The sequence below is a fragment of the Pseudomonas sp. ACM7 genome, from assembly GCF_004136015.1.
GTDB lineage: Bacteria > Pseudomonadota > Gammaproteobacteria > Pseudomonadales > Pseudomonadaceae > Aquipseudomonas > Aquipseudomonas frigoris.
Map to the genome: position 1 here is coordinate 6,040,849 of NZ_CP024866.1, position 24,253 is coordinate 6,065,101.

Below are 24,253 nucleotides of genomic sequence, written 5' to 3' on the forward strand. Positions count from 1 at the left end.
CGGCATTCAACCCTGGCCCTTTTATACCTATTTACAAGCCTGGATATGCGTAACAGCCCTCTACCACTTGAATTGCACGCCCACAGTGCCTCCCATTGGCATTTCAATATTCTTACCATTCATGTATTCAATTTCTGCATGCGCTTGCCAACGTCCCGACAGATTGATTGCAATGCCCGCCCCGACCTCAGCCCTCGACCCTGAAAGATCATTGTTGAACACGTTATTATTGACCTTGACTTCGTTGTTCGTCGAAAACTCATGGGCGAATGCCCCTCGAACATAAGGCTGTAATTTAGTACCGCCATTCAGCTGCAAATCACGCCCGACTGTGACCCCGGCCTTGCCGAGCAAGGAACGTGTACGATCGCCTTCGGCCTGCAAGCCATTATCCAGTTTGTAATCCTTGCCCTGAATTACCACCGCGGACCACTGAGTGAAAGGTTCGATGAAGTAGCTTTTCTCCAACTTGATATGGCGCCCCACTTCCACAGAGCCACCGATGGCGCTGTTGTCATAGTCGCCTTTGGAACGTTTGCCGTCAGTCATCCCGACCTTTGCATCGTTCTGGAACCGATTGAGTTTGAGCATGCTGTCGACATAGTAGCCACTGACGTCATCCATCCAGGTCAGGTAAGTACCCAGGTAGTAGCTCTTAATCGTACCGGATGTGCCACGGTGCAAATCCAGATCAGCGGAACTATGGCCGGCCATTACCCCCAATAACCACTGCCCGTCACCCAAATGCAGGGGAGCATCGGCGCCCAATGTAAAACCTTGCTGGGATTGTCGGTAGCCATCACCAAAAGCGTCACTGGCGTTGTACTTGTTGCCATAGGCTCTGAGCCAAGCGCCTGATTTGTCCGGGTTGAAACGCAGTTCTCCCATACGACTGCGCAATGAGGTCAATTCACCGTACCAAACGGTTGGAGCGGTATTAAACAAAGCCGCCACTGCACGAGTGGAGGGGCTTATCGTGCGACTCTCAGGATCCAGGAACCAGTCATTGCCGGTTCCGCCCTGTTTCAACCCATAGGAAAACGTCCCCAGATCAACTTGACCCTCAGCATTGGCCAACGAGAATCGGGCATCCCCACCTGCGGTGTGAACAACCTGGATGGGCTGGCCGCTGGCTGGTTCGCTGCCGGTACTGGTAATCAGCAATTGATGATCACCGGTTGCGGTACCGGTGACATTTAGAGAATCACTTTGATTGGTAGTGAAGTTGACCCCCATCTCAAACAAACCGCTTCCAGACAGGTTATGGACACTCAATTGGAAAAAATCGTTATCAGCACCCAGTTTCACCGTGCCACCGTTCAGCACAAGGTCACCGACCTGGCTGTTGCCCGTCAGGTTCCACCTGGACGTGGCATCAATGCCAGCCGTGCCAACACCATTCAGGACACCGCTCAACTGCGAACCCTGCTGTAGCGAGACAGTCGCAGTGCTACCCGCATCAGCGCTCACATCTCCTATCAGCGAAGCGCGGGTAAAATTCAATGAAGTATTGCTGTTATCAGATACCAGGACACTGCCTGTCAGGGCACTGTGCTCCACGTTAAGTGCAGCATCGCTCGAGCCCCTGACGTCCAGAATCGTTCCGTTACTACCGCCCAGTGTTGACCCATTGAGAACATCAATTCGAGATACGGGCGCCGATATGCCGGCGTTGTCGACTACGATGGCTGCGCCGCTCTTGCCTTCGACACTCGATTGATCCAGTCGCAATTGACTGGCCGGTAAACCCGCAGCTTCCAATCCCAATGTCACGCCGTTTTGTGCGCCAATAATGTGTGAGCCATTTACCGCAGTCGTTGCACCACTGAGCAAAGTGAGGCCGGTACTGCCCGTCCCCGTGCCCTCTAGCGTCGACTTATCCAGGGCAAGTGTGCTGAAGGCCGTTACGCGAGCGCCTCCCGTTACACCGATGACGCTGCTGTCTGTCAGCGTGGCACTTGAGCCAGTGTTCGTGCCGACAGCATGCCCCACCTGCAAGCCCAGCCGATTGCCGCTGATTGCACTGCCGTTGATCGTGGCAGTGCTGTTGACAAGTTCCAATCCCGCACGTGCATTACCTCCAACTACAGTCGTGTTGATCAGGCTGACCGTAGACCCGCGACTGGCCGAGATCTGTTGAGTCACCGCACCACTCGCATTCAACGTCGATTCAAACGCGGTGACATTGAGCGTCTGAGCCCCGTCGACGTTCAAAGTAGCATTTTGAGAAAGAACCCATTGCTCCACGCTGGAGCCATTTGTAATCGTTTGAGTGCCGCCTACCAATGTTCCGGCGTTTACTGTCTGAGACATCAACAATGGAAAAAAACACAGCGAGGAACCACCCAGCCACATTTTCGTCATCGTTATTTGGGTGGCATATTTTTTTGACCACATAAAAGAGTTTTCCGATTTTTTGTTCCCTGAAGAACGAAGAAATGAAATTTGAGAACGAGCGGATGCCGTCCGTAAACGTCGGCACACTACAACCATCCGCAACCCTGGTATGTAGGAATACTCTGCGAAAACAATAGGAATATGTTACCTACTGCAATAGGAAAAATACCGGGAGAGCGTACTCTCCCGGCAAACACTCAGTCAGCCTTCATTGGTTGGAGTACCCTCACAGTAATTTCCACTGTCATTCAGTAACGAAACTTCATTGAGGAAACTCAATGATGCAGTCGGCACACCAAAAATGCTGACTTCATACCAAATTTTTATATATCCATTAGCTAGACCGGAGCTGCGCGGCGGCTGAATGGGTTTTAACTTCGTCAAGTATGGCTGGATGTTTTCTTCAAAAACACCACTCGTTTCGGCGCCGGTTATTGTGTAATTTTTACTGAATTCAGTACCACTAATTTCCTTCAGGCCTTGTGCATCCTCAGTACCAACCGATTTTACTGTTACAACTGTGTTTGTCGGCATGTAAGTCGGATCAATCGTAACCTCTACTGGCAACTCAAAATTGGGGCGAGTCAGGTACCGGCATGATACGTATCCATTGAACAACCGGACTGTCGGCTGGGGCAGAGTAACCCGAACGTTATCAATGATCACCTCTGTGTCAGGCGACTTGATTACATTGCGGCCGCCCGTCTCTTCGATCGTCCAGTACGCAATTGCTGTACCAGGACCTGCTGCGTCAATCTCGGAAGGATCTATCGTAAAGGTCAAGTCGGTTACCGTACCAGCCGTTAGCAAAACACTATGTATCTCCTTTCCGTTGAACCAGAGCTTTGCAGTTTCATCGCCTATTGGCGTCCATAATACGGGGGTGGTAATCATTGGAGTATTAATGTTCGCGTCTTCACCTCGGTCATCGGCAGTAATGTGGTTTGGCGTATTACTGGGGCCTACAACGGTAACCTTGGTCATATTGGGATTTTCCCGTCCAGGGAAAATCGGATTTTCCGGGCCTCGGTAAGTAAAATCGAGGGCTGAAAAAGTATCGGTCGAGCGAAGTAACGGTTCCAGGCCACGAGTAAATTGATAATTGGCGACAATCGAGACCTCCGCTGTAGCAGACCCCCAAAGTGCCAACAATCTACTGGCAGAGATCTGGAACTGCAGAGTCCTTGGTGTCGTCCCCAAGGTCTGACTACCCAGAGAAACCGGTAATATTCCGTTGGTGACTGTCGGGGTAATCCGATCATTCCCCTGGCCGTTAGTGGTATACGGCACATTCACAAAAACAGGGGTCTCAAGATCCTCCAGATCAATGGCATCCGGCGAAATACCCTTGGGAATTACACAAGGGATCAACGAAGGTGGCGGAAGACGCCGAACATTAAATGAGCCCGAAAGAGCGGGGTCACTTTCATTACGCACCACATCACGCAATACGTACCAGATAAAATAAAGCGAATCGAGTTCCGGAAGCTTATCCCGTGGAATATTCACAGTGGGCGAGGTCAACGCTTGACTATGGACAGGTGTACCAGTCCCATAGTTAGTGTCGATATAGACATCAATCACATCGTCCGGACGATAAAACTCATAGCCTGTATTGACGGTTAGAGAAAGCTGCGTGTTATCTCTTAGCCAAACATCGTCAATCGTTCCACGCGGCGGCAAGTTTTGAAAAACAACTGCGTCCGGTTTAAACTTGGTGCCGGAGAGTTTATCCTGTTCAGGAGCAGTACGATCAATCTCCGCCGTCACCCACGGCAAGTCATCCGGATTACCATCACTGCCTTTATAAAAGATAAATTGATATTGGTAAGTCGTTGAGATCTTTGTCAGATCATCATCGACAAGCGCAGTTGTAGTCACCGGAATATCAAGAAACTCTGGCCGGGTTGCTACCGGCCCAAATACATCACCGCCAACTAATACGGGAGTTCCTGACGCTCCTTTTGCGCTGGTAAAGCTCCCATTCATCATCATCGTGAGGCGCAACGATTGTTTTAGTGTCGAATCTTACAGTCATCGGCCCCGGATCCAGAATCGCTTTTGGAATCAGATCGTCGACAATCTTCCCAACAATTATCGGAGCCTCGGCCGTAATGCCTACGTTAACCGTAGACGTGCGCAACGCCAAACGAGCACGCTTGGCTATTTCCTGGGCTGTTAACTTTGTTCCTTTACTGAATTTCTCTTGAATAGTCATATTTATTCTCCGAACAAAATGTCCAAGTCAAATCAATCCCGGTACGCTAACAACTCGACGAGAACAGCACGGAAGCTCATCAATAACTTTCACCAGGAGACAGACCACCTGTATAGCAATCACAACGGCACAACAAAAACCAATGAAAGGACAATCGCTTTATATCTCATGGTGCACCACCACAGGGAATGTCCTCACCGGGTATAATTCGATCTATTTTCACAACACCATTGTAAGATTTCGCAATCGGCACACCGTTTCTAACAATCGTATATCGCGAAACGCCTGAATCGTTATCAAACATGGGTCTTACGTAGGGATCGAAAGGTATATCAAAGACAAAACCATTAACCGCATCGTTTTCACTTAATATTTTGCGCAGCTCGTATAATGGGGTCAACGCCGGTGGTGCGCCATTGAGTGTGGCAAAGCCCTGCCATTCCAACACAAACTCGTCAAATTCTTTGAAAATGAGTTCAGCCGATATCTGCAGTCTGATTTTCTCCCAAACAGGCGGGCTTTCCGGGCAAAGTGGAGTGCAGTTTATATACCCCCACAAATTTGCATCCGGAAAGCCGGGACTTTTAAGGGACGGTACGAGAGTATGATCAATCGTCAGTGTCTTTATAGGTGATGGATCTTCATTCCCATCATACCCCTCAAGTACATACTGAATAAAAGCGACCCCATCCACGCTCATTCTTTGCGGAGTCAGTGGAAACGTAAACTCCGGTTTGTCGTCTACCTGTGTGTATGTCTCCGTATATATTTCGTCTCTAACACTGTTTTGTGTCCAATAGATGTGAAGAATCGTAAAACGCCCCGGCCGATCCGGAAAACGATCCCATCGAGGAATCCTTATAGTCGTCCCATTGATTAGTTGCTCCAAGGAGATCCGGCCTGCTGGATCGGATTCGCTGACACCATCTATCCGCAAACCCGCAGCGGTGACTTGTTCATTGGATCGTGACATCGCAGATTCTCGCTCTGTGAAGTGTTCTCATTGCATATTTCTTGTTGAAGGCGTTTTCAGATATTAAGCGCGATTTCCTTAAACTGCCTACTGACAGATCTGACAGGTATTGATACCGTCTGTCGGAAACCGCGTAAAGATCTACAGAAGACTTGCTTGACGACAGTCAGGTTTATCGTGTTTCCTGAAACCGGTTTCAGATACTCCTACAAAAATAAGGTCAGTCCTTTGAACGACTTCTCCGCCGCCCAACGCAGCCGCGTCACCATGCTCGACGTCGCCGAACACGCCGGCGTCTCCAAAGCCAGCGTCTCGCGCTTCATCGGCGATGACCGCGCCCTGCTCTCTGATGCCACTGCGTTGCGCATCGAGCAGGCAATCGCCGAACTCGGCTATCGCCCGAACCAGATGGCCCGCGGTTTGAAACGCGGGCGAACCCGCCTGATCGGCATGCTGGTGGCCGATATCCGTAACCCTTATTCGATTGCCGTGATGCACGGGGTCGAAACCGCCTGCCGTCAGCACGGCTACAGCCTGGTGGTGTGCAACACCGACCGCGATGATGAGCAGGAACGCCAGCACCTGGCCCTGCTGCGTTCCTACAACATCGAAGGCTTGATCGTGAACACCCTCGGTCATCACCGCGACGAATTATGTGAACTGCATCGGGAAATGCCGCTGGTGCTGGTGGATCGCAAGGTCGAGCAGCTGGAGAGTGATCTGGTCGGGCTGGACAATCCTGCCGCCGTTGAAATGGCCCTCACCCATTTGCAAGAACGCGGCTATCGCGACGTGCTGCTGGTCACTGAACCCTATGACGGCACCAGTTCGCGCATCGAGCGGGTTAGCAGTTTCAAGGCGCAGATCGAACAACGTCCGACTCTGCGCGGCACCCTCCTCGAAACCGGTAGTGAACTGACCGCCAAACTGAAAACCTTCCTCGAAACGCCAGGCCCCGGCCCGAAAGCGCTGTTCTGCGCCAACGGAATCGCCGCGTTGGCCAGCACCCATTCGTTGCGTGAACTGAAGTGCAATCTGTTCGAGGACGTCGGCCTGATCGCCCTCGATGATCTGGATTGGTATCCGCTGGTGGGCAGCGGGATCACCGCCCTCGCCCAGCCGACGGCCGAAATTGGTGCCAGCGCGTTCGAGTGTTTGCTCAAGCGTTTGCGCGGTGATGACGGGCCGGTGCGGACCCTGGATTTTTCGGCGAAGTTGATTGTGCGTGGGTCGACTCTTGGAGATTGTCGGTGACTGGACTGGCCCCTTCGCGAGCAAGCCCGCTCCCACAAGTGCACCGCGTTCCAAGGTGGGAGCGGGCTTGCTCGCGAAGAGGCCCTCAAGAACACCGCACCACCCAGACAGCCATTTTTTTTGAATAAAAATGAAACCGGTTTCAGAGGTATACAACAATGAATAAACCACCCGTTTCCATCAGCCTTTCGAGCTACGGCGCCGACCTTGTTCGCCAACGCGGCCAGGGATCGTTTATTGAGGTGTTGGCCGCCGCCGGCGCCACGCGCATCGAATGGCGCGAGGAACTGCTGACCGTCGAAGACCCCGCGCAACTGGCTGACGCCACTCAGGCCCAGGGCCTCGAAAGCGTGTATTCCTCGCCGATGGAGTTGTGGCTGGCCGGCCAGTCCAAACCCAATCCCGAACTGATCTCTGCGTTACAGCGCGCCCAGGCATTCGGTGCCAAATGGCTGAAAGTGTCCCTGGGCTATTTCACCGACAACAGCGACCTCCAGACCTTCGCCCGCGTACTGGGAAAAAGTGCGGTGCAGTTGCTGGTGGAAAACGATCAAACCTTGCACGGTGGCAGGATCGAACCGTTCCAGCGCTTTTTCGCTAAAGTCGAGCAACACAGCCTACCGGTCAAAATGACCTTCGACATCGGCAACTGGCATTGGCAAGACCAGTCCGCCGCCAGCGCCGCGCGGTTGCTCGGTCGCCACGTCGGCTACGTGCACTGCAAAGCCGTGACGCGCCGGGCCGACGGCAAACTGGTCGCCATACCGCCGGCAGCCAGTGACCTGCATGTGTGGGAACAACTGCTGCGGCACATGGCCCAAGGCGTCATGCGGGCGGCGGAATATCCGCTGCAAGGCGACGACCTGGTGCAGTTGACCACCGAGCACGTCGCCACCCTCGCCCGCCTCGGTCAAACCCGGTTGGAGAGCGCTCATGTCTGAGATCGATATTCTGTCGTTCGGCGAAACCATGGCGATGTTTGTCGCCGAGCAGATCGGCGACCTGGCCGACGTAGGCCAATTCCACAAACGTATTGCCGGGGCCGACAGCAATGTCGCCATTGGCTTGTCGCGGTTGGGTTTCAACGTGGCCTGGCTGAGCCGGGTGGGCGCTGATTCGCTGGGACGGTTCGTCATCGATACTTTGGAGAAAGAAGGCCTGGATTGCAGCAACGTCGCCATCGACACCGCGCACCCAACCGGTTTTCAACTCAAGTCGCGCACCGACGATGGCAGCGATCCGGTGGTCGTGTATTTCCGCCGTGGGTCTGCGGCGAGTCATCTGTCGCGGCAGTCGATCGCGCCTGAATTGCTGAACGCCCGGCACTTGCACGCCACCGGCATTCCCCCGGCGCTGTCCGAAACGGCGCGGGAAATGTCTTTCGAGTTAATGACCCGCATGCGTGATGCCGGGCGCAGCGTGTCCTTCGACCCGAACCTGCGTCCGAGCCTGTGGGCCAGCGAGCAACGGATGATTACCGAGATCAACCGCCTCGCCACCCTCGCCCATTGGGTGCTGCCGGGGCTGAGTGAAGGCCGCTTGCTGACCGGTTTTGAAGACCCGGCCGATATCGCGGCGTTTTACCTCGATCAGGGCGCTGAAGCCGTGGCGATCAAACTGGGCCCGCACGGTGCGTATTACCGCACCCATCTGGATCAGGGTTTCGTGGCGGGCGTGCCGGTGGAAACGGTGGTCGACACCGTCGGTGCCGGCGATGGATTTGCCGTCGGCATGATCAGCGCCCTGCTGGAAAACCACAGCTTTTCCGACGCGGTGAAGCGTGCCAATTGGATTGGCAGCCGCGCGGTGCAGAGCCGTGGGGATATGGAGGGGTTGCCCAATCGCCTCGAAATGTCTGCCGAGTTTGAGGCCGCCATCGTCGGATCGCCGCCCGGAGACAAGCTCGCTCCCACATTGGATCGGGTTCAAACACAAATCACCTGTGGGAGCGAGCTTGCTCGCGATGAGGCCCGCACAGTCACTGAAAATCTTTAACCCGTTACCTGCTGCGACAAAAACAACAAGCTCAGGAGCACCAACCATGAAAACCGCAACACTCGCCGCCCGCCGCTGGTGGTACATCATGCCCATCGTGTTCATCACCTACAGCCTGGCGTACCTGGACCGCGCCAACTACGGGTTCGCTGCCGCCTCCGGGATGGCCGCCGACCTGATGATCACGCCGGGCCTGTCGTCGATGCTCGGCGCACTTTTCTTCCTTGGCTACTTCTTCTTCCAGGTGCCGGGCGCGATCTACGCCCAGAAGCACAGCGTGAAGAAGCTGATTTTCGTCAGCCTGATTCTCTGGGGTGGTTTGGCCACGTTGACCGGGATCGTCTCCAACGCCTACTGGCTGGTCGTGATTCGCTTCATGCTCGGCGTGGTCGAAGCCGCGGTGATGCCGGCGATGCTGGTGTACCTGTGCCACTGGTTCACACGTGCCGAACGCTCGCGCGCCAACACGTTCCTGATCCTCGGCAACCCGGTGACCATGCTCTGGATGTCGGTGGTGTCGGGCTATCTGGTGCAGCATTTCAGCTGGCGCTGGATGTTCATCATCGAAGGTTTGCCGGCGGTGCTTTGGGCATTTATCTGGTGGCGTCTGGCCGATGATCGTCCCGCTCAAGCCAAATGGCTGAGCGATCAAGAGAAGCAGGATCTGCAAAGCGCCCTGGCGGCCGAACAGGTCGGTATCAAAGCGGTGAAGAACTACGCAGAAGCCTTCCGCTCGCCGAAGGTGATCATCCTGGCCCTGCAGTTTTTCTGCTGGAGCATTGGCGTTTACGGCTTCGTGCTGTGGCTGCCGTCGATCCTCAAGGCCGGCGCGCAAATGGACATGATCGAGGCCGGCTGGCTTTCGGCGCTGCCGTATCTGGCAGCGGTGATCGGCATGCTGCTGGTGTCCTGGGGCTCGGACAAATTGCAGAAGCGCAAACGCTTTGTCTGGCCGCCACTGCTGATCGCCTCGATTGCGTTCTACGGATCCTACGCTTTGGGTGCCGAACACTTCTGGTGGTCCTACACCTTGCTGGTGATCGCGGGCGCCTGCATGTATGCGCCGTATGGACCGTTTTTCGCCATCGTCCCGGAAATCCTGCCGGCCAACGTCGCGGGTGGCGCCATGGCGCTGATCAACAGCATGGGTGCGCTCGGCTCGTTTGGCGGTTCGTATCTGGTGGGCTACTTGAACAGCTCCACCGGCTCGCCGGGTGCTTCTTATCTGTTGATGAGCGGCGCGTTAATGCTCTCGGTGGTGCTGACGATACTCCTCAAACCCGGCGCCAGTGACCGGGTTGTGGCCAAGGTCGTTGTGCAACGGTCGACGGCTGCTCATTCCTGAATTGAAGTTGAGATGATGACGATGAAAAAGCAGGTTGTGCTGTACAAGAAACTCTCGCCGCTGCTGATGGCTCGCCTGCACGAGCAGACCGAGGTGACGCTGATCGACAACCTCAATGCCGACGGCCTGGCAACGCTGCGCGAGGCCCTGCCCCGCGCCCACGGATTGCTCGGTGCAAGTCTGAAACTGGATGCCGGATTATTGGATCTGGCACCTGACCTGGAGGCCATCGCCAGCGTCTCCGTGGGGGTCGACAACTACGACATCGACTACCTGACCGAACGACGGATCCTGCTCAGCAACACCCCGGACGTACTCACCGAAACCACGGCCGACACCGGTTTCGCGCTGATCCTGGCGACCGCCCGGCGCGTGGTGGAACTGGCGAACATGGTTCGCGCCGGTCAGTGGAAGCGCAATGTCGGTCCCGCGCAATTCGGTACCGATGTGCACGGTAAAACCCTGGGCATCATCGGTATGGGGCGGATCGGTGAGGCCTTGGCCCAGCGTGGGCATTTCGGGTTTGGCATGTCGGTTATCTACCACAGCCACTCGCCAAAACCGGCGGTGGAACAACGGTTCGACGCGCAATACCGAAGCTTGCCGGAGCTGTTGCAGCAGGCGGATTTCGTTTGCCTGACCTTGCCGCTGACCGCTGAAACCGAAGGGCTGATCGGCGCCGAGCAGTTTGCCCTGATGCGCCCCGAAACCATCTTCATCAACATTTCACGGGGCAAGGTGGTGGACGAGCCAGCGCTGATTCAGGCCTTGCGTGAGGGGCAGATTCGCGCTGCGGGGCTGGATGTGTTCGAACGCGAACCGCTGAACACTGACTCGCCGCTGTTGCAACTGAACAACGTGGTGGCGACGCCGCACATTGGTTCGGCGACGCATGAAACGCGGGAGGCGATGGCCACTTGTGCGGTGGATAATCTGCTGGCGGCGCTGGCGGGTGAAAGGCCGGCGAATCTGGTGAATGTCGGGGCGTGGAAGGCTTGATGGATTTGGCGTTTGTTAGATAGCTTTCGCGAGCAAGCCCGCTCCCACATTTGATCGCGGTCGAATGTGGGAGCGGGCTTGCTCGCGAAGGGGCCATCAAAGCCAGCACAACTTCAGGCCCGACGCGCCTCCAGAAGGTCCGCCGCACACAACGCAATCCGCTGGCACGCATCCGCCAGCTTCAGCTGATCCACCACCAATCCCAGTCGAATATGCCCCGCCGCGCTCGGGCCGAACGCTTCACCCGCCAGCACCGACACGCCATAACCTTCCAACAGCCGCTCGGCAAAACTCTGGGCACACAACCCGGTCTGGCGCACATCGATCATCACGAACATGCCGCCATCAGGCCGGATCGGCCGGATGCCCGGGCAATCACTCAGGCTCGCGCACACCAGGTCGCGACGCTGGCGATACTCCTCGCGCATCAACGCCACTTCCGGCAGATCCTCATCCAGCGCCAATTGCGCGGCGTTCTGAATGAAATCCGGAATGCCAAACAGCATGCACAACGACAGGTGCACCAAGTGTTCGGCCAAAGGTTTCGGCCCGATCACCCAGCCCACACGCCAACCGCTCATGGCGTGGGATTTGGACAGGCTATTGATGGTCGCCGTGCGCTCGGCCATGCCCGGCAGGCTCGCCGGGCTGATGTGTTCGCCTTCGTACAACAGATCGCTGTAGACCTCGTCGCTGATCAACCACAAGTCGTGACGAACACACAGCGATGCCAGTTCCTGCCAGACCATCAGTGGCAAACTGGCGCCGGAAGGATTGTTCGGACTGTTGAGCACGATGGCGCGGGTTTTAGGCGTGATCAGCGCCGCGACATCCGCCGGATCGACCCGAAAGCCGTTCTCGGGGCGCACCGCCACCGGCACCACTTTGGCCGCGCAGGCACCGAACACGCCTTCATAGGTCACGTACATCGGTTCGGCGACGATCACTTCATCGCCCGGATCGAGCAGGCATTGCGCGACCGAATACACCGCACATTGCGCACCCGGCAGCACGATCACATGATCGGCATCCACCGCTTGACCACTGCGACGTCGATGACGGTTGGCAATGCTATCGCGCAACCCCCGACTGCCACGTACTGACGGGTAGTGGGTGTCACCGGCCAACAAGCTATCAATGCACGCCTGAACGATGGGCTGCGGCGTATCGAAGTCGGGATCGCCGATCGATAGCAGCAGCACATCAACGCCCTGCTCGATTAATTCCAGTGCTCGGTCATGAATCTGCCAAGCCGCTGCGCCGTCACCGGCAATTCGTTTGGTCAAGGCTGAATAGCGCATGTATTTCTCCAGTCGCGCGGGTTCCAAGCCACAACCCTATCTCAAATCACGAAACGCGCCACCATGGCATTTAAATCCACGGCCAGGCGCGACAGTTCGTGCGTCGCGGCGCTGGTCTGGTTGGCGCCGGCGGCGGACTGGGTGGCCAGGTCGCGGATGTTCACCAGGTTGCGGTCGACCTCGCGGGACACCTGGGCCTGTTCTTCGGACGCGCTGGCGATCACCAGGTTGCGCTCGTTGATCAATTGGATCGACTGAGTGATCTGCTCCAGCGCAACGCCGGCGGCGCGGGCCATTTCCAGGGTGCTTTGGGTGCGTTGATTGCTTTGCTGCATCGACGCGACCGCATGGCCGGTACCGTTCTGAATGCCGGCGACCATTTTTTCGATTTCCTGGGTCGATTGCGCCGTGCGATGGGCCAGCGCCCGGACCTCGTCCGCCACCACCGCAAAACCGCGCCCGGCTTCACCGGCACGGGCGGCTTCGATTGCAGCGTTCAGCGCCAGCAGATTGGTCTGTTCGGCGATGGCGCGGATCACGTCCAGCACCTTGCCGATGTCGCGCCCCTGAGCGGCCAGGCCTTCGATCATCACCGAGGTGTTTTGCACATCGTGGGTCATGGTCTGGATCGCGCCGACGGTTTCCACCACACGGTCGCGACCTTCGCGGGCGGCCTGAGTCGACTGGTTCGAGGCTTCGGACGTCGACACCGCGTTGCGTGCCACTTCTTCCACGGCAGCGGTCATTTCGTTGACGGCGGTGGCGGCCTGTTCGATTTCGTTGTTCTGCTGTTGCAGACCGCGGGACGCTTCTTGGGTGACCGTGCTGAGTTCTTCAGCGGCGGCACCCAGTTGGGTGGCGGAACCGGCGATCTGTTCGATGGTTTTGCGCAGGTTGGTTTGCATCGTGGACAAGGCACCGAGCAAACGGGCCGGTTCGTCCTTGCCGTCGATGTCGATTATTTTAGTCAGGTTGCCGCCCGCAATGTTTTCGGCCGCCTGGAGCGCACGGTTGAGCGGCGTGACGATGCTGCGGGTCAGCAGCCAGGCCAGCAGCACGGTCATCAGCGCCGCAGTCACCGCCACTGCGATGATGCCGGTCACGGCGTTGCTGTAGTGCTCGCCCGCTTCGGTTGCGGCGGTTTTCGCATATGTGTTGTTGAACGCTACCAGTTTGTTCAGCTGCTCGCCCATCTGGTCCGTACCGTCCTTGATCCGGGTGTTGATCAGCGTGCGCATCTCATCGAGTTTGTTCTGCCGCGACAGCTCCAGCATCTGATTCTGGTCTTGCATATAGCTGTCCAGTGTTGTCGTGAACGTCTTGTACAGCGCGGCTTCTTCCGGGGTGGCCGGCAACGCTGCATAACTGGCTTGTGCGCTGCGAACCTTGTCGACCAGCAAGCCGGTACGTGTCTGGGCTTCCTGCAACGCGTTAGGATCACGGTTGACCAACACCCGGAAAGAAAGAATGCGCAGGCGCAGGATGTTTTCTGTCAGGTTGCCGAGAAACACGATGCTGGGCAGCTGCGTGGTTGCCATGTCGATGGAGGCTTGGCGGATGGTCGACATGCGGTTCACGGCAAACACGCCCAGCACGATGACGAGCAAGGCAATGAAGGAAAAACCCAGGAAGGCTCGAGGCGCGATATTCAGATTACGCAGTGACATAGGATGATTCTCGGGTGATGGGGCTACGAGCATCCTTGCGTGATCGCTGAAGGGCGGGCGGTGGCGCACGCGCTTTCAGTTTGGCGCCACTGTTGGAATAGGTTTGTGTGGGCCTATTGGCTGTATCGGCCGGGGATGAGGTTTCCTGCGGATTTGGAGAAAAATATTTCACCGGATTACGAGTGTTTCAACCATGAAACACTCTAGCTCTATGTAGCAGCTGCCGAGCCTGCGAGCCTGCGAGCCTGCGTTCGACTGCGCAGCAGTCGTGAAGTCATGCGGCGCGGTGTGTCAGGAAAAACCGGTTGCCGGATTTACGACTGCTTCGCAGTCGTACGCAGCCTCGCAGGCTCGGCAGCTGCTACAGGCGATTGTACGGCTTCAGGCTTTGCGAGCGGCCACCCGCCAAACCCGCGCAACATCACTGGCCCGTTCCCGTAACAACCGGGGCGCCTCGGCACACGCCTGCTCCAGCGTCATTGGCCCGCTGGCCAAGGCAAACGCGGCATCGATGCCATGTTCGTACAGTGCTTGATAACCCTCACCCAGTGTCCCGGCGATGACGATCACCGGCACGCCATGCTGCCGAGCAATACGCGCCACACCAAACGGCGTCTTGCCGCGCAGGGTCTGAGCGTCGAAACGGCCTTCACCGGTGATCACCAGGTCGGCGCCCTTTACCGCATCGTCCAGGCCGACCAGTTCGGCGACCACTTCGACCCCGGCCTTGAACTGCGCCCCCAGAAACGCCTTGGCGGCAAACCCCAGGCCGCCTGCCGCACCGCTGCCCGGTTCGTCACGTACGTCTTTGTTCAGGATCTGAGCGCACCGTTCGGCAAAGTGCCCGAGCGCTCGATCCAGTTGCTCGACTTGCTCGGGTGATGCCCCTTTTTGCGGGCCGAAAATCGCTGAGGCACCGTGAGGTCCGCACAGTGGATTGTTGACGTCGGCGGCGATGTCGAATTGCACTTCGGCCAGTCGCGGGTCGATTCCACTCATGTCGATTCGCGCTAGTTGCGCGAGGGCCAAGCCGCCCGGTGCCAGTATTTGGCCCTGGGCGTCCAGCAGTTTGACGCCCAAGGCTTGCATCGCCCCCGCCCCGCCGTCGTTGGTGGCGCTGCCGCCAATCGCCAGAATCACCCGTTGCGCCCCGGCATCGAGCGCCGCGCGGATCAACTCGCCGGTGCCGAACGTACTGCTGATGCAGGCGTCACGCTTGCCCGGCGGAACCAGTTGCAAGCCACTGGCTTCGGCCATTTCGATGATCGCAGTGTGGCTCTGGGGCAACCAGCCCCAAGCGGCCTCAACCATTGCGCCGAGCGGCCCACGGACATGGGTACGGCGCAGTTCGCCCTCGCACGCCGCCAGAATAGACTCGACGGTCCCCTCCCCGCCGTCAGCCATCGGGCATTTGACTAGGAGCGCATCGGGCCAAACCTGCGCCAACCCCAGAGCAATGGCATCAGCCACACCCTGGGCACTCAGACTGTCCTTGAACGAATCGGGGGCGATGACGATTTTCATGCGAATTCTCCAGTTCCAATGCGTTCCATGCTGCCAGCAGGCAAGAACAATAACGCCGGTCCGCTGCACAAGCGGCCAAGACGATTATTGTTCATTTCCACAAAACCTCCCTCCACACCGTTCGTTGTAGCAGCTGCCGAGCTGCGCTAGGCTGCGTTCGGCTGCGAAGCAGTCGTAAATTCTGCAAGCACGGTTTACCTGATGCTCCGCGGCGCATGATTTCACGACTGCTGCGCAGCCGAACGCAGCCTCGCAGGCTCGGCAGCTGCTACGGATTGGTGTTGGGGAGTTCGGTTTGGGGAAGGAGCTGGACGCCGAGATAAAGCGCAAGCATTCCATCCAGCCTTAACGGGTCAACACCACTGAGCTCGGCAATCCGCTCCATCCGATAACGCAGGCTATTGCGGTGGATGCCCAGCGCATCGGCACACGCCTGGCTCTGACCATCGTGATCGCACCAGCAGCGCAGGGTCGCCAGCAGTTGGCCGTTGCCATCCTTGGCGATGACTTTACGCAGCGGTTTGAGCAACTCGTCCAGCGCGTCGTCGTTGCGGTGCCGCCAGAGCATCACCGGCAACCGGTAACGGTTGAGCGTCAGCAAACGGGAGTGCGGCAACACATCGCGCCCATAGGCCAGCAAGTCGCCGACGCGTCGATAGCAACGACGCAGCCCGGACAATCCATCGGCCTGCCCGCCCACGGCAATGCGCAGAATGTTCCAGCCGAGCCCGTCGAGTTTTTCCAGCAGTCGGTCATTCTCGATCGCCTGCGCCGCCGGTCGGCACCAGAGCAACGAGGACTTGGCCGAACTCACGCACCAACTGTCCGGGTAGCGTGAGGTCAACCAGGCGCTGAGCGCTTCGACAGTTTGCCCGGGACCGTGTTCCATCCCTAACTCGAACAGATACGGCACCCGCGTCATCTGCGGCTTGAGCCCCAGTTGTTGCGCTTCGTCGATCAACCGCGGCGAATCCCCGGCCTCGCTGAGCAGCAATGCCAGCAGATCGTCGCATCGCTGGCGCCGCCATTGCTGTTCGGCCTGCTGATTGCGCTGGCCGACCAGCATCTCGGCGGTCATCCGCACCAGTTCGGCATAGGTGCGCAATTGCTCGGGTTCACCGGTGATGCCCAGCACGCCAATCAAGCGCTGATCGAGCAACAGCGGCAGGTTGATGCCCGGCTGCACGCCTTTCAGATGAATCGCCGTTTGGGCGTCGATCTCCACCACCCGCCCGTTGGCCAGCACCAGTTGCGCGCCTTCATGGCGGGTGTTGACCCGCTCCGGTTCGCCGCTGCCGAGTATCAGGCCCTGGCTGTCCATGACGTTGACGTTGTACGGCAGGATGGCCATCGCCCGGTCGACGATGTCCTGAGCCAGGTCGTGATCGAGTTCGAACATAGCGGGGATCCTTGAAAGCGTGATGAAGCGGATTGTTCACCCGCACAGGCCTTGGTTGCAAACCCTGTGCTCAGGCACAAAGACAATCACCCAAGCGGTGGCCGAGACTCACTGGGCGGTCAACGTTACCCTTGCATCGCAAAAAATCATAATAAAGAGAGAGCCCGCCATGTCACAGAGCGCCGCCGCTACCCAGGCCATCGTTGACGAGAAAAACGCCGTCTACAAACGCATTACCCTGCGTTTGATTCCCTTCATCTTCATCTGCTACCTGTTCAACTACCTCGACCGGGTGAACGTTGGATTTGCCAAGCTGCAGATGCTCGACGCACTGAAATTCAGTGAAACCGTGTACGGCCTCGGGGCCGGGATCTTCTTTATCGGTTACGTGTTGTGCGGCGTACCCAGCAATCTGGCCCTGACCAAATTCGGCCCCCGCCGCTGGATCGCGCTGATGATGATCGTCTGGGGCTCGCTCTCGACCTGTTTGCTGTTCGTCACCACCCCGACCGAGTTCTACACCTTGCGCCTGTTCACCGGCGCGGCCGAAGCCGGGTTCTTCCCGGGCGTGGTGCTTTATCTCTCGCAGTGGTTTCCGACCTTCCGCCGGGGCCGCATCATGGCGCTGTTCATGTCGGCGATCCCGGTGTCCGGCCTGCTCGGCAGCCCGTTTTCCGGCTGGATTCTCAACCACTTCGGCGCAGGCCAGGCAGGTTTGGCGGGCTGGCAGTGGATGTTCCTGCTGCAAGGCATTCCGACGATGATCCTCGGCGCCCTCGCCTACTTCCTGCTCAGCGACAGTTACGCCAACGCCAAATGGCTCACGCCGTTCGAGCGCTCCGTGCTGGAAGCCGACCACGCCGAAGACCTGGCCAACAAACCGAAAACCACCACCGACTCGTTGCTGGCCGTGTTCAAGAACCCAGCGATCTGGGCCTTCGGTCTGATCTATTTCTGCATCCAGAGCGGCGTCTACGCGATCAACTTCTGGCTCCCGTCGATCATCAAGAACCTGGGCTTCAGCGATAACCTGGTGATCGGCTGGCTCAGTGCGATTCCGTACCTGCTGGCGGCACTGTTCATGTTGATGGTCGGCCGCTCGGCGGACCTGCGCAAAGAGCGCCGCTGGCACTTGGTGGTGCCGATGCTCATGGGTGCGGTCGGTTTGCTGATCGCTGTGAACTTTGCGACTACGCCGGCCATTGCTATCCTCGGCCTGACCATCGCCACCATGGGCGCCCTCACCGGTTTGCCGATGTTCTGGCCGGTGCCTACCGCGCTGCTGAGCGCGGGCGCTGCGGCGGGTGGTTTGGCGTTGATCAACTCCATGGGGCAGATGGCCGGGTTCCTGAGTCCGTATCTGGTGGGTTGGGTCAAGGACAGCACCGGGTCGACCGATGCCGCACTTTACCTGCTGGCGGGCGTGATTGTGTGCGGGAGTTTGCTGGCGTTGCGCATGACCCGTACGCTTCGCGTCTGATCACCGAAGATCCCCTGTGGGAGCGAGCCTGCTCGCGAAAAGGGAGTGTCAGTCGGCATCAAGGTTGCCTGGCACACCGCTTTCGCGAGCAAGCTCGCTCCCACATTTGATCTGAGGGTGTTTTAGATTTGCGTTTGCTCTGGACAGTCGTTCTGGTATTTGATTGAGCCTTTCCCCCACCGGTAAAAGGATTTCGTCATGAGCTATCGCACGCTGGGTCATTCGGGTTTACAGGTTTCCACCCTGACCTTGGGCACCATGATGTTCGGCGAACAGACCAGCACCGAAGATTCCCTGCGGATCATCGACAAGGCCTGGGACCAGGGCATCAATTTCATCGACACCGCGGACGTTTACACCAACGGCCGCTCCGAAGAGATCGTCGGCGAGGCGATTGCCGGGAACCGCCACGAATGGGTGCTGGCGACCAAGGTCGGTTTCGGCCCCGTAGACGGCGTTCCGAACCGCAGTGGCCTGAGCCGCAAGCACCTGTTCAATGGCATCGACGCCAGCCTGACGCGTTTGGGCACTGACTATCTCGACATCTATTACCTGCATCGCGAAGACCACAACACGCCGCTGGAAGTCACGGTGTCGGCGATTGGCGATCTGATTCGTCAGGGCAAGATTCGCTATTGGGGTTTGTCGAACTACCGCGGCTGGCGCATCGCCGAGGTGATTCGTGTGGCCGATCAACTGGGCGTCGACCGGCCAGTGATCAGTCAGCCGCTGTACAACATCGTCAACCGTCAGGTGGAAACCGAGCAGATTACTGCCGCGCAAAACTATGGCTTGGGCGTGGTGCCTTACAGTCCGCTCGCTCGTGGTGTGCTCAGCGGTAAATACGCGCCGGACGCAAAGCCGGATGCCAACAGCCGCGCCGGCCGCGCAGATAAACGCATTCTGGAAACCGAATGGCGCGTCGAGTCCCTGCGCATTGCTCAGCAGATCCAGCAGTACACCCAGGGTCGCGGCGTGGGCATCGTCGAATTCGCCATCGCCTGGGTGCTGAACAATAGCGCCGTGACTTCGGCCATCGTTGGACCGCGTACCGAAGAACAGTGGGATGCCTACACCAAGGCGCAGGCGGTGAAGATTACGGCCGAGGATGAAGCGTTTATTGATTCGCTGGTTGTGCCTGGGCATGCGTCGACGCCGGGGTTTAATGATGTGAGCCACTTTGTGTCGGGGCGCAAACCGCGCAGCAACTGAAAAAGCACAAAACTAATGTGGGGCTTGCTCGCGAAGGCGGTTTCTCGGTCGACATTGATTTTGAATGTGCCGGCCTCTTCGTCGGATCGCCGCCCGGAGCAAGCCCGCTCCCACAGTGGGCCAGTGTTGATCGATCGGACAATATTCAACTCAAAAACCACGTATCCTCTGCGCCCGTTTCACGTTCAACTTCGCGAGGACAGTTTGTCTAAAGGTATCGCTCTATCGGTTTCAGCCTCGGTGCTGTTTGCCGTCATGTATTACTACACCTCGCTGCTCACGCCTTTGAGCGGCGTGGAAATCTTCGGTTGGCGAATGCTGCTGACCCTGCCATGCATGACCGTGTTCATGGTGGTTTCCGGTGAATGGAAACGCGTAGTCGCCCTTTTTCGGCGGCTGGTTGGCCAACCAAAACTGCTCGCCGGCCTGATCGTTTCCGCGACTTTGCTGGGCCTGCAACTCTGGCTGTTCATGTGGGCGCCGCTCAATGGCTATAGCCTCGATGTGTCCCTGGGCTACTTCCTGTTGCCGCTGTCCATGGTGCTGACCGGGCGGGTCGTCTATGGCGAGCGACTGTCTTACCTGCAAAAGGTTGCCGTGTTTTTTGCTTCCCTCGGCGTGCTCAACGAGCTGTATCAGGTCGGCGGCTTTTCCTGGGCGACCTTGCTGGTCGTCATCGGTTATCCGCTCTACTTCATCCTGCGCAAGCGACTGGCGACCGACAACCTCGGCGGTTTGTGGATGGACATGGCGTTGATGTTGCCCGTGGCGTTCTGGTTCGTTCAGGGCGGTGAACAGGGTTTCGCCGTGTTCGATCAGCACCCGTGGCTGTCACTGCTGATCCCGTTACTCGGGGTGATCAGTGCTTCGGCGCTGGTGGTTTACATCATCGCCAGCCGACTGCTGCCGTTCAGCCTGTTCGGGTTGTTGAGTTACGTCGAGCCGGTGCTGTTGCTCGGCGTCGCGTTGCTGCTGGGGGAAAGCATCAAGCCCGGTGAGTGGCTGACGTACATCCCGATTTGGTTGGCTGTTGTGGTGTTGGTATTTGAAGGGTTCAAGCATTTGATGCGACATCGACGCCCTTAAAAGCAAAAGATCGCAGCCTTCGGCAGCTCCTACAGTGTGAACACAATATCCCTGTAGGAGCTGCCGAAGGCTGCGATCTTTTGAACTTAAAAAGCCCGGCCAGCATTGCTGCTGACCGGGCTTTTTTACATCTGAAACGGCTTAGTCGGTGGAGAGCACACCACGACGAACCTGGTCGCGTTCAATGGATTCGAACAACGCCTTGAAGTTGCCTTCGCCGAAACCATCGTCGCCTTTACGCTGGATGAATTCGAAGAACACCGGGCCCATCAGGGTTTCCGAGAAGATCTGCAACAGCAGACGCTTGTCGCCCGATTCGGACGAACCGTCCAGCAGAATGCCGCGCGATTGCAGTTGATCAACCGGTTCACCGTGGTTCGGCAAACGGCCTTCGAGCATTTCGTAGTAGGTTTCCGGCGGCGCGGTCATGAAGCGCATGCCGATGCTTTTCAGGTGATCCCAGGTCTTGATCAGGTCATCGGTCAGGAAGGCAACGTGTTGAATGCCCTCGCCGTTGAACTGCATCAGGAACTCTTCGATCTGCCCGGCGCCCTTGGACGATTCTTCGTTCAGCGGGATTTTGATCATGCCGTCCGGCGCGGTCATGGCCTTGGAGGTCAGGCCGGTGTATTCGCCCTTGATGTCGAAGTAACGGATTTCGCGGAAGTTGAACAGCTTCTCGTAGAAGTTGGCCCAGTAGGCCATGCGACCGCGATACACGTTGTGGGTCAGGTGGTCGATGATCTTCAGGCCAGCCCCGACCGGGTTGCGGTCAACGCCTTCGATGAATACGAAGTCGATGTCGTAGATCGAGCTGCCTTCACCAAAACGGTCGATCAGGTACAGCGGCGCACCGCCGATGCCTTTGATCGCGGGCAGGTTCAGTTCCATCGGGCCGGTTTCGATGTGAATCGGCTGGGCGCCCAGTTCCAGGGCCCGGGCAAACGCCTGCTGGGCATTCTTGACGCGGAACGCCATGCCGCACACCGACGGACCGTGCTCGGCCGCGAAGTACGAAGCGACGCTGTGCGGTTCGTTGTTGAGGATCAGGTTGATCTGGCCCTGGCGATACAGGTGCACGTCTTTGGAACGGTGGGTCGCGACCTTGGTGAAGCCCATGATCTCGAAGATCGGCTCCAGGGTGTTCGGGGTCGGCGATGCGAATTCGATGAATTCAAAGCCCATCAGGCCCATTGGGTTTTCGTATAAATCTGCCATGGTTGGCGCCTCATCATTTTCTTGTCAATTAACGGATCGTTAGTTGCTAGCAATGCTGAGACCGGCGGGTGGCGCGCAGGAGATGCCCCGCACGCTGCGGGCGAGGAAGTCACCGTAGATCAATTGAAACCCAAAACTCTTCATTGTCGACCCAAGGCTCTTGCGGGCGAGGCTTCTGCTGCCAGAAGACGATTATTCTTATATGCGTAACCCGATTCTACACAGCGTAAATAGGTTTGTCCGCCTTCTGTATCAAATCCCCTTTTTCCCTGCGCGCGCAAGGGGTTTGTTGCACAGGAAAATCCCCGCGAGGATCAGCCCTCCTCCCAGGCACATCACCAGGGTCAACTGCTCGCCTAACAACAGCGCACCGAGGATCACCGCAGTCAGCGGGTTCAGGGCGATGAACACGCCTGAACGCGTCGCGCCGATTTTGCGAATACCGTCGTAATAGCCGATATAGGCCAGCGCCGAGCCCAATACGCCCAGGTACATCAGGCTCAACCATTGCGTTGGTCCGAGGCTGGTGAGTGCCGTAATACTCAACTCACCGCGAACAGCACTGGTCACCCACAGCATCAGCGTGCCCATCAGAATTGAGTACGTCACCGTTTGCACCGGCCCCAGGGTTTGATTCAGGTCTTTGGAGAACAGCGAATAAACGCCCCAGCCGAGCACACAGCCGAAGATCAACAGATCGCCGATCCAGGCGTCGGGATTGCTGGCCAATAGCTGTGGGTTACGGCTGACGATCACCAGGCTCGCCCCGGCAATGCAGATCGCAATTCCGATGACTTTCGCTCGGCTCAAGCGCTCCTTAAATAGCAGCCACGACGCCAGCCCGATCACGGCAGGGTTCAACGCCACGATCAATGACGCCCGTGAAGCATTGATGTAGTGCAGCCCATAAAAGAAGCACAGGTTGTAGAAAAAGATCCCGAAAAAACCCAGCAGCGCCAATTGTAACCATTGCCTGGGGCTGGGCCTTGCAAGAGGCACGCGAGCCAGTAGCAGAAACACCAGCAGCGCCACACTGGCCAGCAAGAATCGCAGGCTGGCGGCAAACAAGGGGCTGAGGCTGTCGGCCAGAAACCGCCCGGCGACAAAGGTGCCGCCCCAGATCATGGTGACTGCCGCCAGTTTCAGATAAACCGGCACGTCCGAAGGGTTGGACAGGCTCTGCTCATAGGTCGTCATAGGTTTCCAGAACGAGAAATCGGGGGAGATGACGTATCATTCGACTAATACCCTCTCATCGTAAAATGAGTAAACACTCATGACCCTTACCCAACTGGAGATATTTTCTCTGGTCGCCGAGCTTCAAGGCTTTACGGCGGCAGCCAATCGCTTGGGGATTTCCCAATCCGCGGTCTCTCACGCCCTCAAGTCGCTGGAACAGGAATTGGGCGTCGAGCTGCTGCGCCGGCATCAGTCCCGGGTCGAACTCAGCGACATCGGCCAACAGCTTTTGCTGCGCGCCCGGGCGATGCTGGGCCTGGCCAACACCTTGCGCCAGGAAGCGGCGGATGCGCGCGGGATGAAACGCGGCACATTGCGCATCGGCTCGTTCGGCCCGACCTCATCGATCAAACTGCTGCCGCTGATCCTGCAGCACTACCGCGCGGCTCACCCGGGCATCGAGGTCCACATTGACGAAGGCCCGGACCGGCAGGTGATCCAGTGGCTGGAGGAACGGCGTATCGATATCGGCTTCGTGGTGTTGCCCGAGGAGCGGTTCGACACCTTTGCGCTGATCGCAGACCAAATGGTCGCGCTGCTACCCGTCGATCATCCGCTGGCCCGTCGCGACAGCCTGACCCTGAGCGATTTGTGCAACGACCCCTTTGTCTTGACCGAGGCCGGTTCCTCGGAACTGGTGTCGCGACTGTTCAGTGCCGCCCGGCTAACTCCGAACATCCGTTATCGCTGCTCGCAACTACTGAGCACGCTGGACACCGTTGGCCGAGGCGACGCGCTGACGGTTGTCGCCGAAAGCTCATTACCCGACGACCGCGACAGTCGCTATGTGAAAAAACCGCTATCGCCACCGGTCATCCGTCAGGTTGGTCTGGCGGTACTCGACCAGCGCCAGTCATCCCCTGCGGCGCTGGCTTTTATCAAACTGGCCGAACGCCTGAATTACCGTTGAGCGGCACACACACCGAGGGCCAACTATCATGGCCTC

Annotated in this window: 19 protein-coding genes; 9 read left to right on the forward strand and 10 right to left on the reverse strand. The window is 57.8% G+C overall.

All coding sequences use genetic code 11. The features are described 5' to 3' along the window. Positions 1–60 precede the first annotated feature (60 nt). From CUN63_RS28650 to CUN63_RS28660, 4 genes are all read right to left on the reverse strand, one after another. A complete protein-coding gene (locus tag CUN63_RS28650) occupies positions 61–2,484 on the reverse strand; it encodes an autotransporter outer membrane beta-barrel domain-containing protein (protein ID WP_256657620.1) in 2,424 nt (807 codons plus the stop codon). A gap of 114 nt (positions 2,485–2,598) precedes the next feature. Beyond that, positions 2,599–4,386, reverse strand: coding sequence for a hypothetical protein (locus tag CUN63_RS28655; RefSeq protein WP_165353292.1), 1,788 nt, complete (start codon positions 4,384–4,386; stop codon positions 2,599–2,601). After that, the gene (locus tag CUN63_RS31805; RefSeq protein ID WP_165353293.1) at positions 4,325–4,615 is read right to left on the reverse strand and encodes a hypothetical protein; all 291 of its coding nucleotides are present in this window, start codon (positions 4,613–4,615) and stop codon (positions 4,325–4,327) included. The genes CUN63_RS28655 and CUN63_RS31805 overlap by 62 nt, the downstream gene beginning before the upstream one ends. Before the next feature lie 166 nt (positions 4,616–4,781). Continuing rightward, positions 4,782–5,588: a hypothetical protein gene (locus tag CUN63_RS28660; protein WP_129444469.1), complete on the reverse strand. Its 807-nt coding sequence runs from the start codon at positions 5,586–5,588 to the stop codon at positions 4,782–4,784. A gap of 228 nt (positions 5,589–5,816) precedes the next feature. Between CUN63_RS28660 and CUN63_RS28665 the strand changes: the two genes are divergently transcribed. The 5 genes from CUN63_RS28665 to CUN63_RS28685 all read left to right on the forward strand — a co-directional run bounded on the left by CUN63_RS28665 (position 5,817) and on the right by CUN63_RS28685 (position 11,181). Continuing rightward, the gene (locus tag CUN63_RS28665) at positions 5,817–6,842 is read left to right on the forward strand and encodes a LacI family DNA-binding transcriptional regulator (RefSeq protein ID WP_129444471.1); all 1,026 of its coding nucleotides are present in this window, start codon (positions 5,817–5,819) and stop codon (positions 6,840–6,842) included. A 158-nt stretch (positions 6,843–7,000) separates the two neighbouring features. After that, the gene (locus tag CUN63_RS28670; protein WP_129444473.1) at positions 7,001–7,783 is read left to right on the forward strand and encodes a sugar phosphate isomerase/epimerase; all 783 of its coding nucleotides are present in this window, start codon (positions 7,001–7,003) and stop codon (positions 7,781–7,783) included. Beyond that, a complete protein-coding gene (locus CUN63_RS28675; protein WP_129444475.1) occupies positions 7,776–8,837 on the forward strand; it encodes a sugar kinase in 1,062 nt (353 codons plus the stop codon). Before CUN63_RS28670 ends, CUN63_RS28675 begins: the two co-directional genes overlap by 8 nt. Before the next feature lie 46 nt (positions 8,838–8,883). Beyond that, positions 8,884–10,182: an MFS transporter gene (locus CUN63_RS28680; RefSeq protein WP_129444477.1), complete on the forward strand. Its 1,299-nt coding sequence runs from the start codon at positions 8,884–8,886 to the stop codon at positions 10,180–10,182. A gap of 21 nt (positions 10,183–10,203) precedes the next feature. Then, positions 10,204–11,181, forward strand: coding sequence for a D-glycerate dehydrogenase (locus CUN63_RS28685; protein ID WP_129444480.1), 978 nt, complete (start codon positions 10,204–10,206; stop codon positions 11,179–11,181). Between the two features lie 113 nt (positions 11,182–11,294). Here the strand turns inward: CUN63_RS28685 and CUN63_RS28690 are convergent, their stop codons facing one another. The 4 genes from CUN63_RS28690 to CUN63_RS28705 all read right to left on the reverse strand — a co-directional run bounded on the left by CUN63_RS28690 (position 11,295) and on the right by CUN63_RS28705 (position 17,072). Then, positions 11,295–12,482 carry a pyridoxal phosphate-dependent aminotransferase gene (locus CUN63_RS28690; protein ID WP_129444482.1) on the reverse strand — a complete coding sequence of 396 codons (1,188 nt, stop codon included), beginning with the start codon at positions 12,480–12,482 and terminating at the stop codon, positions 11,295–11,297. A gap of 41 nt (positions 12,483–12,523) precedes the next feature. Beyond that, positions 12,524–14,149, reverse strand: coding sequence for a methyl-accepting chemotaxis protein (locus CUN63_RS28695; RefSeq protein ID WP_129444484.1), 1,626 nt, complete (start codon positions 14,147–14,149; stop codon positions 12,524–12,526). A gap of 381 nt (positions 14,150–14,530) precedes the next feature. Next, a complete protein-coding gene (locus CUN63_RS28700; RefSeq protein WP_129444486.1) occupies positions 14,531–15,673 on the reverse strand; it encodes a glycerate kinase in 1,143 nt (380 codons plus the stop codon). A 268-nt stretch (positions 15,674–15,941) separates the two neighbouring features. Beyond that, positions 15,942–17,072 carry a sugar diacid recognition domain-containing protein gene (locus tag CUN63_RS28705; protein WP_129444488.1) on the reverse strand — a complete coding sequence of 377 codons (1,131 nt, stop codon included), beginning with the start codon at positions 17,070–17,072 and terminating at the stop codon, positions 15,942–15,944. A 169-nt stretch (positions 17,073–17,241) separates the two neighbouring features. Between CUN63_RS28705 and CUN63_RS28710 the strand changes: the two genes are divergently transcribed. From CUN63_RS28710 to rarD, 3 genes are all read left to right on the forward strand, one after another. After that, entirely contained in the window at positions 17,242–18,552 is a 1,311-nt protein-coding gene (locus CUN63_RS28710; protein WP_129444490.1) for an MFS transporter, read from the forward strand. Between the two features lie 198 nt (positions 18,553–18,750). Beyond that, positions 18,751–19,764 carry an aldo/keto reductase gene (locus CUN63_RS28715; protein ID WP_129444492.1) on the forward strand — a complete coding sequence of 338 codons (1,014 nt, stop codon included), beginning with the start codon at positions 18,751–18,753 and terminating at the stop codon, positions 19,762–19,764. A 204-nt stretch (positions 19,765–19,968) separates the two neighbouring features. Continuing rightward, positions 19,969–20,850 (forward strand): EamA family transporter RarD, encoded by an 882-nt coding sequence (rarD, locus tag CUN63_RS28720; protein ID WP_129444494.1) that lies wholly within the window; start codon positions 19,969–19,971, stop codon positions 20,848–20,850. Between the two features lie 141 nt (positions 20,851–20,991). Here the strand turns inward: rarD and hppD are convergent, their stop codons facing one another. Beyond that, a complete protein-coding gene (hppD, locus tag CUN63_RS28725; protein ID WP_129444496.1) occupies positions 20,992–22,068 on the reverse strand; it encodes a 4-hydroxyphenylpyruvate dioxygenase in 1,077 nt (358 codons plus the stop codon). 252 nt (positions 22,069–22,320) lie between these two features. Continuing rightward, positions 22,321–23,265 carry a DMT family transporter gene (locus CUN63_RS28730; RefSeq protein ID WP_129444498.1) on the reverse strand — a complete coding sequence of 315 codons (945 nt, stop codon included), beginning with the start codon at positions 23,263–23,265 and terminating at the stop codon, positions 22,321–22,323. 79 nt (positions 23,266–23,344) lie between these two features. On the opposite strand from CUN63_RS28730, the gene CUN63_RS28735 reads away from it, so the two are divergent. Then, positions 23,345–24,217: a LysR family transcriptional regulator gene (locus tag CUN63_RS28735; protein ID WP_129444500.1), complete on the forward strand. Its 873-nt coding sequence runs from the start codon at positions 23,345–23,347 to the stop codon at positions 24,215–24,217. Positions 24,218–24,253: the final 36 nt, after the last annotated feature.

What these genes read in the sequence shown, in the direction of transcription:
- CUN63_RS28655 (WP_165353292.1), bottom strand. Translation starts at nt 4,386, where the DNA reads ATGAATGGGAGCTTTACCAGCGCAAAAGGAGCGTCAGGAACTCCCGTA.
- CUN63_RS31805 (WP_165353293.1), bottom strand. Translation starts at nt 4,615, where the DNA reads ATGACTATTCAAGAGAAATTCAGTAAAGGAACAAAGTTAACAGCCCAG.
- CUN63_RS28660 (WP_129444469.1), bottom strand. Translation starts at nt 5,588, where the DNA reads ATGTCACGATCCAATGAACAAGTCACCGCTGCGGGTTTGCGGATAGAT.
- CUN63_RS28670 (WP_129444473.1), top strand. Translation starts at nt 7,001, where the DNA reads ATGAATAAACCACCCGTTTCCATCAGCCTTTCGAGCTACGGCGCCGAC.
- CUN63_RS28675 (WP_129444475.1), top strand. Translation starts at nt 7,776, where the DNA reads ATGTCTGAGATCGATATTCTGTCGTTCGGCGAAACCATGGCGATGTTT.
- CUN63_RS28680 (WP_129444477.1), top strand. Translation starts at nt 8,884, where the DNA reads ATGAAAACCGCAACACTCGCCGCCCGCCGCTGGTGGTACATCATGCCC.
- CUN63_RS28685 (WP_129444480.1), top strand. Translation starts at nt 10,204, where the DNA reads ATGAAAAAGCAGGTTGTGCTGTACAAGAAACTCTCGCCGCTGCTGATG.
- CUN63_RS28690 (WP_129444482.1), bottom strand. Translation starts at nt 12,482, where the DNA reads ATGCGCTATTCAGCCTTGACCAAACGAATTGCCGGTGACGGCGCAGCG.
- CUN63_RS28695 (WP_129444484.1), bottom strand. Translation starts at nt 14,149, where the DNA reads ATGTCACTGCGTAATCTGAATATCGCGCCTCGAGCCTTCCTGGGTTTT.
- CUN63_RS28700 (WP_129444486.1), bottom strand. Translation starts at nt 15,673, where the DNA reads ATGAAAATCGTCATCGCCCCCGATTCGTTCAAGGACAGTCTGAGTGCC.
- CUN63_RS28705 (WP_129444488.1), bottom strand. Translation starts at nt 17,072, where the DNA reads ATGTTCGAACTCGATCACGACCTGGCTCAGGACATCGTCGACCGGGCG.
- CUN63_RS28710 (WP_129444490.1), top strand. Translation starts at nt 17,242, where the DNA reads ATGTCACAGAGCGCCGCCGCTACCCAGGCCATCGTTGACGAGAAAAAC.
- CUN63_RS28715 (WP_129444492.1), top strand. Translation starts at nt 18,751, where the DNA reads ATGAGCTATCGCACGCTGGGTCATTCGGGTTTACAGGTTTCCACCCTG.
- hppD (WP_129444496.1), bottom strand. Translation starts at nt 22,068, where the DNA reads ATGGCAGATTTATACGAAAACCCAATGGGCCTGATGGGCTTTGAATTC.
- CUN63_RS28730 (WP_129444498.1), bottom strand. Translation starts at nt 23,265, where the DNA reads ATGACGACCTATGAGCAGAGCCTGTCCAACCCTTCGGACGTGCCGGTT.
- CUN63_RS28735 (WP_129444500.1), top strand. Translation starts at nt 23,345, where the DNA reads ATGACCCTTACCCAACTGGAGATATTTTCTCTGGTCGCCGAGCTTCAA.